Raw genomic sequence first — 13941 nt, 5'->3', positions numbered from 1 at the left:
GGGCCTGTCCGACTACGGGCACCAGGAGCACACAGCATCAGGAGCGCACGATGGAAGACACGACTTCGCATGGAGCAAGTAACCCCACCGGGTCGACAAACGGGGCCACCAACGGTTCCGCACATCGACCCGCCAATGGATTACATGGTGGGCTCACCAACGGCTCCGCCAGTTCCACAGCAACAGCCAACCCTGCGCCAAGTAAGCCGACCGACGCCTTCAGCTTTGCACTTCCGACTGACAGCACTGCACTTCCGACTCACGACACTGCACTCCCCACCTACAGCACCGCAGCACACAGCAGCGGAGAGGACCCGTCCATGCCTGCCGCAACACCCACACCTTCCCGTGAATCGTCGCGCAACCTCGAGACTCGTAGCCGCACCGTTGTCCGACGCGACGCCATGGGCGTAGCCGCAGTTCGTGTTGCCGGACGCCTCACCCACACCGAACTTCTTGCCAACCAGGCATCGCCGTCCAGTGCGCATTCGTCGGATCCGACGATTGATCTGGACGAGCTACTGACCATGCTCGGCAGCTACCTGCTCTCGTCGGGGTTCGAGCATCCCGAGATTCACGCAAAGCTCGGCGGGCAGTCCATCGTCGTCAACCTCGTGTCGCCGGAGATCAGCGCGACGTAGCACGACCGGTCAGGGCCACAGGACCTCACGGAGATAATCGCCGTTTTCGGTGCGGCGATACTGCCACCGCTGGTGCCGACGGCCTTGGTCCGCTTGCCAGAACTCGACCGTTTCGGGAACCAGGCACCATGCACGCCAGTTCTCGCAGACATAGCCTGGATCTTTGTCGATGCGCGCCACGGCTTCTTCGACAACTCGGTTGTACTCGTCCGGGTCGGTCAGTACCTGACTTGTCCGGCTCGCTGCCGCCACGGCTCTCGCTGTGACGGAGCGCTCGACAAAGTCAGCGTCCCTGACCGGCCCGGTTTCGGTTTCCACTGATCCCCTGATTCGGATCTGACGCCCTTGCTCGCGCCAGTAGAACGCCAATGACGCATGCGGATTCGCTTGCAGCTCAATCCCCTTCATGGAAACCGAGCTGCCGGAAAACCAAAATCCAGCGTCCGTCACATCTTTGAGGATCAAGTAGCGGGTATCGGGGACACCGCTTTCGTCGACGGTGGACAGCGCGCACACGTGTGGTTCGCGAACACCGGCGGCTACGGCTTCACGCAGCCAGTCCACGAACAGGTCGTTCGGACGGTCGGGAAAGGTCGACGGTGCCTGCGGGGGTGTCCCGGTCAGCGCGGGCAGTCCTCGAATCCAGGACCGGATATCTTCGCCCGTCACCCTGCGGACACAGCCGGAATCGAGTTACCGTACGAGTTCGGCTGCAACATGGCCCACTTGTTCGACGTCAGCCGAAAGCTCGGCATGTCCGAGAGCGACATCACCGACTCCCAGGTCCGCTCGTAACTGGTATGCGAGATCCTCCACTTACCGTCGCTGCACAGGGCATACCTGTCGTGATAAAAAGCCGAACCGCGCATCAGCATGCCGTCCTCCGGCACCACGACGGTATCGGCGAGGCACCACACCCCGGTGGCTGTGTCACCGTCGACGTCGATCTCCGGTTGGCCACACTGATGCTCGGTGATGACATGGGAGCCGAGAGTGTTCTCGAGGAAAGACACAAAAGAATCACGGGAGTCGAAACTGAGTTGCTCACCGTAGATTGCGGTGGCGTCAACCGTCAGGGTGTCTGCGAATTCGACCCAGGATTTAGTATCCAACGAACGCGCATATCGGTACTTGAGCCGTTGGATGTGCACAATCGCTTCGAGATCCATGATCCTCGCCTCTCGTGGAGCAACCACCCGAATCAATCTGAACCATAACCCGCAACGGAATGAATCGGGCATTACCTTCTAAGTTAGTAGATAAGTCACCGGACCACACGCCTTTCGAGGCCGTCGAGCATGATCGTGATCTTGTCGTAAAGCCAAGCCTTCCCGCGACACGTCGATTCGCCGCCAACTCTCTCCAAGCCGATGTATCGGATGCATTCCTACCGTCCTGGCGCGCCTGCAGCGCCAAACGCCCACACCATCAGGCGCACAATACGATCCGTACAACCTTTCCGACTGCCGCCATCCTGTTTCGATGGCGTTGATTCATTCGCGCGCTTACCACCGGGCCGCGGGTGAGACGTTGGATACCCACTTCTACGACCGATCCAACGGTCGTCGTTACAACGATCTGATCAGCGTTCGCCACCTATGGCATGACGCGATCACGAGCAGGGCGTCATTCACGGTCTCGAGGCAATAAGGCCGGAACTAGTGGCAGCGAGTCTGGTTGTCGACTGACGGATCGATCGTGGTTGTGCGTATCTCGGGCGCCGGGGTCAGAAGCGTCCGGCAGCATCCGCCAGAACGTCGAGGAAGATCGCCGATGTGAGCGCAAATCCCTGGTTGTACCGCGCGTCCGTCGTGATCACATTGCCCGCTTGCACGACGGGTAACCGCTGCCACGTCGGCTGCGTCTTGATGACGTCAAGCGCTTCCTGGTTTCTGGCCTGCGCGATGATCACGTCGGCCGGCGCCAGAACATCGAGTTGCTCGAACGACACCTCGAACGAGTTCTCGGAATTGTTGTCGTCACGGAAGAGAACATCGAGTCCGGAGTCCAGTGCCACGCTGATCCGCAGATTTCGCTGGTGTACAACAAAACCCGTCGGCGTCTGGACGCCGAAGACCAGGTTCTTCCCACCGAGCTTGTCCTGCAACAACGGACGCAACTCGGCGAGCTTGCGCTCGTACTCGGCGATAGATGCCTCGGCGATGGCAACACGATCGAGATGACGCGCCTGCGCCAGCAACGCACCCCGCCAATCAACCGGGTGTCCCGCAATCGGTTCGATATCGTCTCCGACCACCAAGAGCGGTGCAATGGACGCCAAGCGTTCGTTGCCGTACCAGTCGCTCGAGTATCCGATATGAGTCATCACGATCAGATCGGGATCGAGGCCGAGTACCGCCTCGAAGTTCGTCGAGAAATCGCCGGCATCGTTGACGAAGCTCGCGTCCTCGATAGCGCGTCCGGGGAATTGAAACCCGGCGCTTTCATCGGGGAACCAGAAATTGCCTGACCCCACGATCGGGTAGTCCATCATCATCGCGAACTCGAGATCGACCCGGCCGTCGAGAACCACTACACGCTTGGGGCTGCGCGGAACGGCGCCGCTGAACTCGGCCCACGTGTACGGAACAGTGTCCCCGACCGCCTCGGATTCCGCATCCGAGGTTCCGCAGGCGCTCAGTGCGAGTGCCGCTGCCACACCTGCTGCGCCACCGAAGAATTGACGTCGCGAGATGCGATCGACTATCTGCGCCCACTCGAAATCGGTGACCTGCGTGTCCAAAACGAGTGTCATACCTTCACTCCTTCGATGCGTCGTTGCCGCTCCCGTCCCAGCGGGATGACCAGTGGCGTATGGGAAACCGGATCGTCGATGATGCGGCACGCCATGCCGAACACCTCCTGCACCAGTTCTTCCGTGATGATCTCGGCCGGTGGGCCTTCGGCTACAACCGCGCCGTCTTTCATGGCGATGATGTGAGTTCCGTAGCGACACGCGTGATTCAGATCGTGAAGCACTGCTACCAACGTGTGACCGTCGTTCTCGTTCAGGTCTCGGCACAGCTCCAACAATTCGATCTGATGCGCGATATCGAGGAAAGTAGTCGGCTCGTCCAGCAACACCAGTGGCGTCTGCTGCGCGAGAACCATGGCAACCCACACTCGTTGACGCTGCCCGCCTGACAGTTCGTCGACGAGTCGGGCGGACAAGTCCGTTACCTTCGTGGCCTCCATAGCAGTGATGACTGCTGCCTCATCCTCGCGCGACCACTGCCGAATCAGTTTCTGATGCGGATACCGGCCGCGCGCAACAAGATCGGCGACCTTGATGCCGTCGGGTGCGATCGACGTCTGCGGTAGCAGCCCGAGCCGACGAGCAACTTCCTTGGCTGGATACGACGTGATCGCCTTGCCGTCGAGCAGGACAGTGCCGGCGCTGGGCTTGAGCAAACGAGACAGCGCCCTCAGGAGCGTCGATTTGCCGCACGCATTCGGCCCGACGATGACGGTGAAACCGCCGTCGGGGATGTCGACGTTGAGGTTCTGCGAGATGACCCGCTTGTCGTATCCGATCGTGACGCCCTCGGCGCGCAGCCGATTTGTCTTCTGCCCGCTGGTTTCGTTCACGCTCTTCCTCATTCCTACGCCGGTCACTGCTTGCGGGGATCGCATGGGCGGGGCTCACTGCTTGCGGGCCTCACGTGCGAGGAGCCAGACGAAATAGATACCGCCGATGGACACTGTCACAACTCCGACAGGCAACTGTGTCGGGGCAAAAGCTCGCTGTGCGACCCAGTCACTGATCATCAGCAGCGCCCCACCCATTGCGGCAGAAGGCAAGAGCGTCACACCCGCACTGCCGGTCAGTCGCCGCACCAATTGTGGTGCGGCAAGGGAGACAAACCCGATGGGACCGGCCGCCGCCGTCACCATCGCAGTGAGCGCAACACCGAGAACCACCAACGACAGCCTCGTGGGTTCGGCTCGAACCCCGAGTGCCTTGGCCGCGTCGTCACCCATCTCGAGCATCTGCATCCGCCTGCCCAGCACCAAGATCAGCGGAACCAGCACAACCAGGACTACGACAACCGGCCACACCTGGGTCCATCCCAGTCCGTTCAACGAACCGGCTCCCCACACGGCGGCAGCCATCGCGTCGTCGAGTTCGGCCTTGAGAATCAACCAGGTGTTGACCGATCCCAGCATCGCGCTGATCGCGATTCCCACGATGATCAAACGGAAACCTTGCACACCGCGTTTGTACGCGAGCAGGTATACAACTGCCGCGGTGGCGATTCCGCCGACCAGCGCGCCCACCGCGATCTCGTAGTACGTTCCGCCTACCAGCAGAATGACAACAAGCGCGCCGGTGTATGCACCGGAATTGAAGCCGATGATGTCGGGGCTGCCCAACGGATTTCGGGTGAGCGACTGGAAGATCGCACCGCTCATACCCAACGCCGCACCGAGCATCAACGCCAACAACACCCGTGGCAGACGCCATTCCACGACAACCATGTGGATGCGCGCCGGTGCCTCACCGAACAACGCGCCAAGGACATCGGTGATCGGCACCTGATAGTCGCCACTGCCCAGGGCGATAACGCCGATCCCCAACCCGATGACAACAAGTACGACGCACACGGTGACGGTGCGGACGTCGACCCGAGCCGACCAGCCCTCCTTGGGTGAGCGCACCACCGTGGTGGGGCGCCCGAAATCGATACTCACAGGCCGCTCACCTTGCTTCGGCGCACCAGCAGGATCAGTACCGGAGCACCGATGAAGGCCGTGACGATGCCAACTTGAAGTTCACCGGGGCGCAGCACGATTCGTCCGACCACATCGGAGGCAAGGAGCAGGATCGGCGCGCATACCATCGTGTACGGAAGAATCCAGCGTTGATCCGGTCCGACGAACCAGCGGGCAACGTGTGGAACCATCAGTCCGACAAACCCGATGGGACCAGCAGCTGCAGTGGCCGCGCCGCACAACAGGGTCACGGCAACAACCCCGATCACACGGGTACGGGTGATGTTGGCACCGAGGGAACGCGCCAGATCGTCACCGAGAGCGACGGCGTTGAGTTGCCGCGCGAGAGCCAGCGCCAGTACGAGCCCGATCAGGATGAACGGTGTCACAGCCAGCACGATGTCCAAGGATCGACCGCTGAGAGAACCTGCGTTCCACTGACGCATCTGGTCGAATGCCGTCGGGTTGAGCAAGGTGATTCCGGACGAGATGCCGCCGAGCACCGATCCGATTGCCACGCCGGCAAGGGTGAGCCGGATCGGAGTGGCGCCGCCTCGTCCGATCGAGCCCAATGTGTACACGATGACGGTCGCGATCACCGCGCCGATGAACGCGAACCAGATGTACGACCAGATGCTGGTCAGCCCGAACACCGCGACTGCAACCACCATCGCAAATCCCGCACCGGCATTGACACCCAGAATTCCAGGGTCCGCCAATGGGTTTCGAGTCATCGCCTGAATCAGTGCACCGGCTACGCCTAACGCCATGCCCACCAGCAGGCCCAGCAGTGTGCGAGGCAATCGCAGATCACGAATGATCACGTGATCGTTGGAATCGTCATAGTTGATCAACGCGTCGACGACGGTCCCGAACGGAATGGTCTTCGATCCGACAGCGATACTCACGAGCACAACACATCCGAGAACTGCCAGGCAGACAACAAGCCCCAAGGTTCGACGCGAATTCGTTTCGACAAGTCCGGCCGGTTGCTTCTGTTTCTCCGCCAGCGATTCGTCGATCAGTTCCGCAGTCTTCTCGCTCTCGTTGACTGCGATAGTCACAAGCCTGCGCTCTCGAGCGTCTTCTCGACTTCGTCACGAATTTCCTCTTCGTCACGATCGGATTGCCACGCCGCATCCAACTGCGCCCGAATCCTCTCGTCGAGCGCTTCGTATTTCGCATTCCATACTTCGGCCTTGTACGTCCAGTAGCCGATCACCTTGTACTGCTCTGCCGGCAACTTCAGTTCATGTCGGAGATACTTGCGGATGTCACGCAGCATCGTGCTTTCCCCTGCCACCCAGACGTATCCGGGGTCGGTGGGCAGATTCAGTGCACGCACCGCGTCCGGTAGTTTCGACGGCGCAATGCCATTGCCACTGCCCACTAACCAGATGAATTCGACATCCGCGGCCGACTCGATCTGCTGCTTGTGCGACTCGTCCACCACCTCGACTATCGCCTTGGCCGACATGCCCGCAGGCAACTCTTCGATCAGGCGGCCCAATGCCGGGAGTCCGGTTGCGTCGGCAACAAACAGCTGCCAGGACGCACCGACCGGTGGCTCGTACAGACCGCGGGACTCGCCGATCGCCAGCGCGTCACCAATCGCGGCGTTCTGCGCCCAATCGCTGGCTATCCCACCGTCGTGAACCACGAAATCGACAGTCATACGGCTGGTTTCGGAATCGAACCGTCGCACCGTGTAAGGCTGGCACGGCGAAGCTTCCTCCCCTTCCGGGTATCGCCATCCGCGTGGCGCGTGCGGATCTTCTTCCGGCAGAACGAACTTACCCGTTGCGGGAACCGGGAAATGGAGGCGGAGATACTCGTCACCGACACCTGTTGATCGGAACGTGGTCAAGCCCTCCCCACCGAACACGATCCGGACCATTCCCGGGGTCACGTACTCCTTGAAGAGCACCTCGCCGAACACAAGACTCACGACAATCTCCAACATCGGTGAAACACGAAACGCACAACAACCGCACAAAGGTAAGGCAGACCTTAATTTATTGCAGAGCCGAGGCCACGTCGACAAATTCTCCGTCACAACGGGGTCAACTAGTATCGCAATTCGGCCAGTGCGCCCTATATGGCCTGTTCACGACAAGTTTTGGCATCGGCGTGACTTCATAACAAGCGCTGTCGATCCCTAGCGTGGACCGAGTGTCATCAACGCCGCTTCATCCGAGTAACGATACCGACGGTCCGCTGCTGCCTCAGGCGATCACGCCACGTCAGGTGATCACGCGTGCCATCGCAGCCGAAGGGCGCGGGCCGAAGCTGGCCGCCGCGTCAGTGGGCTTCACCGGGCACCAGGTGGCCGAAGCTCTGGTCCCGGTCGTGATCGGTGCGGTCATCGACCGCGCTGTGGCAACCAGCGACGCTGCGGCGCTCGGCAAGTGGATTCTGGTTCTCGGCATCCTGTTCACAGGCCTGCTGCTCAGCTGGAGAATTGCCGCTCGTATCGCAGACTCGGTCGCCGAGTACGGCGCTCACCGACTTCGGATGGACATCGCCAGACGCGGCCTCGATCCACACGGCATGAATCCGCGCAGGATGCCCGGTGAGGTCTATTCGATCGCCACCTCCGACGCCGGTTCCGTGGCCGGATTCACCCACACTCTCAGCACCAAACTCGGCGCTGCCTGCGGAGTGCTGACCGCAGCAATCTCGTTACTGGTCATCTCAGTGCCGCTCGGACTTCTTGTCATCCTCAGCACTCCCCCGGTGCTAGCACTGATGCAGGTCGTGAGCCGCCCACTCGAACGTCGAGCCGAAACGGATCAGTGGCAGGGCGCGCGCGCCGGGGCACTCGCTGCCGACTTGCTGGCGGGTCTACGCATTCTTTCCGGCATCGGTGCCGGAGACGCTGCGGCGCAGCGCTATCGAGGTGCCAGCCGGACATCGCTTGATGCCACCTTGCGCGCCCAGCGCTACCAAGCGATGTACTCGGCAGCCAACGTCGCCATCGCGGGCGCTTACCTTGCCGTCATCGCATACGTCGGCGGCAGAATGGCAGCGTCCGGCAGTATTTCGATCGGCGAGTTCATTGCGGTGGTGGGGTTGGCGCAGTTCCTTCGCGGACCGCTGATCGACATCATCTATTTCGGCGCCGGACTGGCCCGTGCCCGAGCGTCCGCGAATCGTGTTGCGGCGCTTATCGGGACGAGCCGCGCCGTCGCCCCCGCAAGCGATCCGGTAGCACTGAATCATTCGGAGTCTCTGACACTTCGTGACGTTGTCCTGGCCGGTTCGGCGCCGGTCGATCTGGATGTCAAGCGCGGCGAGATCGTCGGTATCACCTGCGACAACACGGCCTGGGTCGATGCTTTCATGGACGTGCTGGCGCGCCGGACAGATCCCATCGAAGGATCAATTCATCTGGGTGACAACGCTATCCACGAACTGGATATCGACGAACTTCGCACACACATCCTTGCTGCGCCGCATGACTCCGCGCTTTTCATCGGCACTGTCGGTGAGAACATCCATGCCCTGGCTCCGGTCGGCCACCGAACCGACTTCGCCATCTCCGCCGCCGCCGCAGATCAAGTGATCGAGGCTCTCCCGAACGGCCTTGCCACCGCCGTCACCGAGCAGGGCAACTCACTGTCCGGCGGCCAACGTCAACGAGTTGCGCTCGCGCGCGCGTTGGCGAGCGACGTGCCGGTACTGGTACTGCACGATCCGACCACTGCCGTCGACTCCGTCACTGAAGCGCGCATTGCCCGCGGGATATCCGAGGTTCGCAGTGCTCACGCGACAATTCTTCTCACCAGCAGCCCCGCGCTGCTCGATATCTGCGATCGGGTGATCGAACTGTGAACGACCTACTCCCCACCGCAACTCCCAAACAGGCTCGTACCGAGGCACTTCGGTTGCTGCGTCCGCACCGCCTCGCCGCGAGCGGTGCGGTGGTCACCTTGACCGCAGCCACGGCAATCGGCCTTCTCACCCCGCTGATTCTGGGCGAGATGGTAGACACCGTCACGTCTGGTGGAGCCGACATCGTCTCCAGCATCGGAACATTGACCGGGGCCTTGGTTGCCGTTGCCGTTCTGTCCTCGCTGCTGGTCGGTGCCAGCGAATATCTTCTGGCCGGGGTCGGGGAACGCGTCGTAGCGGACCTTCGCGAAGAAGTAGTCGTCCGAGTGCTCGACCTCCCCCAGAGCGATGTCGAGCGCGCCGGGCGGGGCGACCTCGTCTCCCGCATCACCGGTGACGTCCGCCTGGTAACGCAAGCCGTGTCACAGGCGTTGCCGGTGTTTGCCACCGCTGCGCTCACCATTGCGTTGACTCTTGTCGGGTTGGGCGCACTCGATTGGCGATTTGCGGTTGCTGCAGTGATTGCCGCACCGATCCAGGTACGCGCCCTGCGCTGGTACCTCACACAGTCAGCCCCCGTCTACCGACAAGAACGTGAGGCGGAAGGCGCCCGCGCACAACAGCTCCTCGACTCACTGAGTAATTCCGACACCGTCGGATCCCTACGGTTGGCGAAGCCACATCTCGAGCAGATCGAATCCCGTTCACTGACCGCGGTACAGCTCAGCCTGAAGACAACACGACTACGGACCAGGTTTTTCGGTCGTCTCAACATCGCCGAGTTCATCGGGCTCTCAGCAGTTCTGATCACGGGATTCTGGCTCGTGAAGAACGGGCATGCCACCATCGGAGCCGCCACCGCAGCGGCCCTGTTCTTCCATCGGTTGTTCGACCCCGTCGGAGCCGTTCTCAGTGTCTTCGACGAACTACAAGAGGGCACAATCGCTCTGGCTCGCCTTGTCGGCGTCACCCTGGCACCGGTACCTCCGCTTCCGGCCGATCCCCGTGAACCCGTCGACAGCTCCGCGTCGCTCGAGGACGTGACCTTCTCCTACCGCCCGGGCGACGCCCCCGTGTTGCGCGATATCGACATCACCATTCCGGCCGGTACCGTCACCGCGCTCGTGGGAGCCACCGGCGCCGGAAAGTCCACGGTGGCAAAACTTCTCGCCGGCACCTACGGGCCCACCGAGGGCTCCGTGCGAATCGGCACCGTTCCCCGAGATCAACTCTCGCGGAGCACCGCTCGGAGCGCCGTTGCGTTGGTTACCCAGGAAGTGCACGTCTTTGCAGGCACGTTGGCCGAGGATCTGCGTCTGGCCGCCCCGGCAGCAACCGACGCCGACATCGCCTCCGCCCTCGATACCGTCGGCGCCTCGGACTGGGTCGGAGCACTGCCCGAAGGCATCGAGACAGTAGTCGGTGACGGCGGGCATCGCCTCACTGCGACCCAGGCGCAACAGCTTGCACTCGCACGGATCGAACTCCTGAATCCACCCCTGCTGATTCTGGACGAGGCAACGGCAGAAGCCGGCAGCGCCGGCGCCCGCATACTCGACGACGCCGCTCTCGCGCTGACCCGTGGGCGCACCTCGATCACTGTGGCCCACCGGCTCTCACAGGCTGTCGACGCCGACAACATTCTTGTCATGGATGGCGGACGCGTCGTGGAACAGGGTTCCCACGACGAGTTGGTCAACCTCGGCGGCCGGTACGCGCAACTGTGGGAGGCATGGTCGACACCGCGGCGTTGAGAGCCTGTGGCTCTAGAATCGGACTATGGACAGGATCGACCGCGCCAGCCTGGTGATCGAGGCACCACCGACGGTCGTCTACGACGCCCTCCTCGACCGAGAGTCTCTCGAGGCTTGGTTGCCACCGGACGGTATGCGCGGGCGGATCGAGCTGTGGGATCCGCGGCCAGGTGGCGGGTTTCGAATGGTTCTCACCTATCTGGACTCCACCGACAGCCCTGGCAAGACGTCAGCCGCGACGGATGTCGTCGATGTCGGATTCGCCGAACTGGTGCCGCCGGAGCGTGTGGTGCAGCGGGCGGTGTTCGAGTCCGACGACCCGTCGTATGCCGGAACCATGACGATGACCTGGCACCTCGCTGCCGCTGTTAGCGGGACCGAGGTGACCGTCACAGCCACGGATGTGCCACCCGGCATCGATCAAGCGGTACACGAGACGGGGATCGCCTCCTCGTTGGCTAACCTGGCATCGTACGTCGAAGGGCGCGGCTGATTCAGATCAGCGGCGACCGCAGATCAGGCGCGCAGAAGCTCCTGCGGTGCATGAGAGCCACGATTCGGGTGCTTCATCATGGCGCCCGGGGTCCGGCCGGTGACCCTGCGGAAGACCGCGACAAACGCGCTCGGGGTTTCGTATCCCACGCGTCGACTGACCACTGAAACCGGAACCCCGGCTGCGAGATAGGTCAGTGCCGCTCGTACGCGCACCTGAATTCTCCACTGGGCAAAGGTCATTCCCGTTCCCTGGGTGAAGACGCGGGTCAACGTTCGGACGCTCCCGCCGGCAGTCAGTGCCCATTCGGACAGTGACCGCTGATCCGCTGGATTAGCGACCAGTGCTTGGGCGACGAACAACGCTCGCGGATCCGTCGGCATCGGAACCTCGACAGCGGCAACCTCGAGCGGTTGCAGCATGTCGAACGCCACACGCTCGGCACGACTGCGAGCCTCGTCCGGCATGTTGCGACGATGCATGTGCAGCAGAACCTCCCGCAACAAGGCACTCACCCCGAAGAGCCCGGGCACTGTGGCGGGCGCAGCGTGCGCCTCAGGGCGGAAGTAGGTGCAGAAAAACTCGGTACCCGGACCTGCCTTGACCGAATGCAGCACTCCGGCCGGCAGCCACAGGCCCGCCGACGGCGGCACCTCCCACGTGATGCCATCGGCAACAACGGTGAGCATTCCGCCAGAGTTACCCCAGATCAGCTCATGTTCCGGGTGTCGGTGCGCCGCCCACTGGCGCTGATGCGACAACTTCAATGTCACGGTGGTCATCGAATACGGATCGTCGATGACCCGAGGCCCCACGGGCACCAACATTCTCTCCGCAACAGCTGTCATGCAAACGAGTATAGGACTTTCGTTAGGCATACCTAAATAGTAATCCGAAAGTTTCTGAATGTGACCCCCTGGTTACACGTACTTATCGCAGCGCTATCGTGGCGGAACTCCCGACGTCGGGCACACACGAGAACTGGCTGAAAGAGGAACACGATGGTTGACGCATCACGGATTCCCGTCATCGTCGGCGTAGGGGATCTGCGATGGAATCCGGATGACGGGCCCCTCGAACCGCTCGACTTGATCTACAAAGCGACAATTGCCGCCCTCACGGACAGTGGAGAGCCCTCGTTCAGTAGCCACATCGACACGATCTACGCGATCAAGACCGTCAGTTGGGCATACGACAATCTCCCCGAACTTCTGGCCACCAGGCTTGGCGCCACCCCCGCGATCACCGCCACCTCACCGATCGGTGGGCACTGGCCTGCAGCACTTCTCGATCGAATCGGCGCTGCCATTGCAGACGGCACATCCTCCGTCGCGCTGCTCGTGGGCGGTGAATCACACGCCACCACAACCGCACTGCGAAAATCGGGCGTCGCTCCCGATTCTCTCGGGTGGGCCACCGAACCCGGCGGACCTCCCGGCTTCGATCCCGCCGATCTGGGCGGCGCCGAGATGCAGCGCGCGGGATTCATCGTGCCCACCCGCGTCTACCCACTGTTCGAGAACAGTTTCAGCGCATCGATCGGCCACGACGCCCAAGCGTCCCTGGACTGGTCAGCGCAGATGTATGCCGAGTTCTCAACTATCGCTGCGAAGAACTCGGCGTCGTGGACATCGGAAGTACGTACCGCAGAAGAGATCAGCACCGTCGGGCCGGGCAACCGGATGGTGTCCGAACCCTATCCTTTGATGCTCAACGCCATGCCCTTCGTGAATCAGGCTGCTGCCGTGGTGATCTGCTCCCTGGCGAGGGCCCTCGACTTCGGCATCGACCAAGACAGGCTCGTCTATCTGTGGGGCGGAGCCGGGGCCGTTGATCCGCTGGACATATTGCACAGAAATAACTTTCACAGATCCGAAGCCTTGCAGGATACCGTGGACCGCACACTCGGCAACGCCGGAGTAAGCGCCGAAGCCCTCGATATCGTGGACGCCTACAGTTGCTTTCCGATCGTGCCGAAGCTGTTGATTCACGAACTCGGACTGCCGGGTGACACCGTCCCCAGCGTCACCGGTGGTCACTCGTTCTTCGGCGGACCGCTCAACAGTTACACCCTCCATTCCTTGACCGAGGTGACACGCCGACTCCGATCAGGCGACCAACTCGCCTTGGTTCACGGCAACGGCGGATTTCTCACTTACCAACATGCCGTACTGCTCTCCGCGTCCGCACATGAACGCGGATATGTCGGAGATCCCCAGGCCCGCACCCTCACACCCCATGCACCCGACCTGGTCACCGGCTATGTCGGAAGTGCCAAGATCATCACCGCCACAGTCGAATACAACAGAATGGGCGAACCGGAAACCGGGTTCGTCATCGCTACGACGCCGGACGGCCGACGTCTCGCCGGCCACACCGGCCCCGAGAACGCCGCCGAGTTGACTCAACTCAGCGGCACCAATCCCCCAGCGGTGGATCGTCACGTTCACATCAGCGACGAGAACGGTCGACTCACCCCGAAGTTCTAGCCGCAGTCGGGTTGCCT

Annotated in this window: 13 protein-coding genes; 5 read left to right on the top strand and 8 right to left on the bottom strand. The window is 62.0% G+C overall.

Annotated features, from left to right (window positions below; genetic code table 11):
- Nucleotides 1–50 precede the first annotated feature (50 nt).
- On the top strand, nucleotides 51–641 hold the full coding sequence (locus RG2_RS18910) for a hypothetical protein (protein WP_033234280.1): 591 nt from the start codon (nucleotides 51–53) through the stop codon (nucleotides 639–641).
- 9 nt (nucleotides 642–650) lie between these two features.
- Here RG2_RS18910 and RG2_RS18905 read toward each other — a convergent pair whose 3' ends face one another.
- The 7 genes from RG2_RS18905 to RG2_RS18875 all read right to left on the bottom strand — a co-directional run bounded on the left by RG2_RS18905 (nucleotide 651) and on the right by RG2_RS18875 (nucleotide 7302).
- On the bottom strand, nucleotides 651–1310 hold the full coding sequence (locus RG2_RS18905) for a pyridoxine/pyridoxamine 5'-phosphate oxidase (protein WP_033234279.1): 660 nt from the start codon (nucleotides 1308–1310) through the stop codon (nucleotides 651–653).
- Entirely contained in the window at nucleotides 1307–1810 is a 504-nt protein-coding gene (locus RG2_RS18900) for a nuclear transport factor 2 family protein (protein WP_033234278.1), read from the bottom strand. Before RG2_RS18900 ends, RG2_RS18905 begins: the two co-directional genes overlap by 4 nt.
- A 557-nt stretch (nucleotides 1811–2367) precedes the next feature.
- Nucleotides 2368–3396, bottom strand: a complete 1029-nt coding sequence (locus tag RG2_RS18895; protein ID WP_033234277.1) for an ABC transporter substrate-binding protein — start codon at nucleotides 3394–3396, stop codon at nucleotides 2368–2370.
- Nucleotides 3393–4241: an ABC transporter ATP-binding protein gene (locus tag RG2_RS18890; RefSeq protein ID WP_045069280.1), complete on the bottom strand. Its 849-nt coding sequence runs from the start codon at nucleotides 4239–4241 to the stop codon at nucleotides 3393–3395. Before RG2_RS18890 ends, RG2_RS18895 begins: the two co-directional genes overlap by 4 nt.
- A gap of 42 nt (nucleotides 4242–4283) precedes the next feature.
- Complete coding sequence (fepG, locus tag RG2_RS18885) at nucleotides 4284–5333, bottom strand: iron-enterobactin ABC transporter permease (protein WP_033234276.1); 1050 nt, start codon at nucleotides 5331–5333, stop codon at nucleotides 4284–4286.
- Nucleotides 5330–6412, bottom strand: a complete 1083-nt coding sequence (locus RG2_RS18880) for a Fe(3+)-siderophore ABC transporter permease (RefSeq protein ID WP_045069828.1) — start codon at nucleotides 6410–6412, stop codon at nucleotides 5330–5332. The genes fepG and RG2_RS18880 overlap by 4 nt, the downstream gene beginning before the upstream one ends.
- Nucleotides 6413–6414: 2 nt before the next feature.
- Nucleotides 6415–7302: a siderophore-interacting protein gene (locus RG2_RS18875; RefSeq protein WP_230590134.1), complete on the bottom strand. Its 888-nt coding sequence runs from the start codon at nucleotides 7300–7302 to the stop codon at nucleotides 6415–6417.
- Nucleotides 7303–7526: 224 nt separating this feature from the next.
- Between RG2_RS18875 and RG2_RS18870 the strand changes: the two genes are divergently transcribed.
- The 3 genes from RG2_RS18870 to RG2_RS18860 are packed head-to-tail and all read left to right on the top strand — an operon-like array spanning nucleotide 7527 to nucleotide 11435.
- Complete coding sequence (locus RG2_RS18870; protein WP_230590133.1) at nucleotides 7527–9188, top strand: ABC transporter ATP-binding protein; 1662 nt, start codon at nucleotides 7527–7529, stop codon at nucleotides 9186–9188.
- The gene (locus RG2_RS18865; RefSeq protein WP_033234273.1) at nucleotides 9185–10942 is read left to right on the top strand and encodes an ABC transporter ATP-binding protein; all 1758 of its coding nucleotides are present in this window, start codon (nucleotides 9185–9187) and stop codon (nucleotides 10940–10942) included. Before RG2_RS18870 ends, RG2_RS18865 begins: the two co-directional genes overlap by 4 nt.
- Before the next feature lie 25 nt (nucleotides 10943–10967).
- Nucleotides 10968–11435 (top strand): SRPBCC family protein, encoded by a 468-nt coding sequence (locus tag RG2_RS18860; protein ID WP_033234272.1) that lies wholly within the window; start codon nucleotides 10968–10970, stop codon nucleotides 11433–11435.
- A 23-nt stretch (nucleotides 11436–11458) separates the two neighbouring features.
- Here the strand turns inward: RG2_RS18860 and RG2_RS18855 are convergent, their stop codons facing one another.
- Nucleotides 11459–12283 (bottom strand): AraC family transcriptional regulator, encoded by an 825-nt coding sequence (locus tag RG2_RS18855; RefSeq protein ID WP_033234271.1) that lies wholly within the window; start codon nucleotides 12281–12283, stop codon nucleotides 11459–11461.
- 153 nt (nucleotides 12284–12436) lie between these two features.
- Between RG2_RS18855 and RG2_RS18850 the strand changes: the two genes are divergently transcribed.
- Nucleotides 12437–13924 carry an acetyl-CoA acetyltransferase gene (locus tag RG2_RS18850; RefSeq protein WP_033234270.1) on the top strand — a complete coding sequence of 496 codons (1488 nt, stop codon included), beginning with the start codon at nucleotides 12437–12439 and terminating at the stop codon, nucleotides 13922–13924.
- Nucleotides 13925–13941: the final 17 nt, after the last annotated feature.

Origin of the sequence: Rhodococcus globerulus NBRC 14531, assembly GCF_001894805.1 — a bacterium.
GTDB lineage: Bacteria > Actinomycetota > Actinomycetes > Mycobacteriales > Mycobacteriaceae > Rhodococcus_F > Rhodococcus_F globerula.
The sequence above is the reverse complement of the archived record's forward strand: the minus strand, read 5'-3'. Positions and strand labels throughout refer to the sequence as shown.

Coding starts and splice junctions, on each gene's coding strand:
- RG2_RS18910 (WP_033234280.1), top strand. CDS start 51: ATGGAAGACACGACTTCGCATGGAGCAAGTAACCCCACCGGGTCGACA.
- RG2_RS18900 (WP_033234278.1), bottom strand. CDS start 1,810: ATGGATCTCGAAGCGATTGTGCACATCCAACGGCTCAAGTACCGATAT.
- RG2_RS18895 (WP_033234277.1), bottom strand. CDS start 3,396: ATGACACTCGTTTTGGACACGCAGGTCACCGATTTCGAGTGGGCGCAG.
- RG2_RS18890 (WP_045069280.1), bottom strand. CDS start 4,241: ATGAGGAAGAGCGTGAACGAAACCAGCGGGCAGAAGACAAATCGGCTG.
- RG2_RS18860 (WP_033234272.1), top strand. CDS start 10,968: ATGGACAGGATCGACCGCGCCAGCCTGGTGATCGAGGCACCACCGACG.
- RG2_RS18855 (WP_033234271.1), bottom strand. CDS start 12,283: ATGACAGCTGTTGCGGAGAGAATGTTGGTGCCCGTGGGGCCTCGGGTC.
- RG2_RS18850 (WP_033234270.1), top strand. CDS start 12,437: ATGGTTGACGCATCACGGATTCCCGTCATCGTCGGCGTAGGGGATCTG.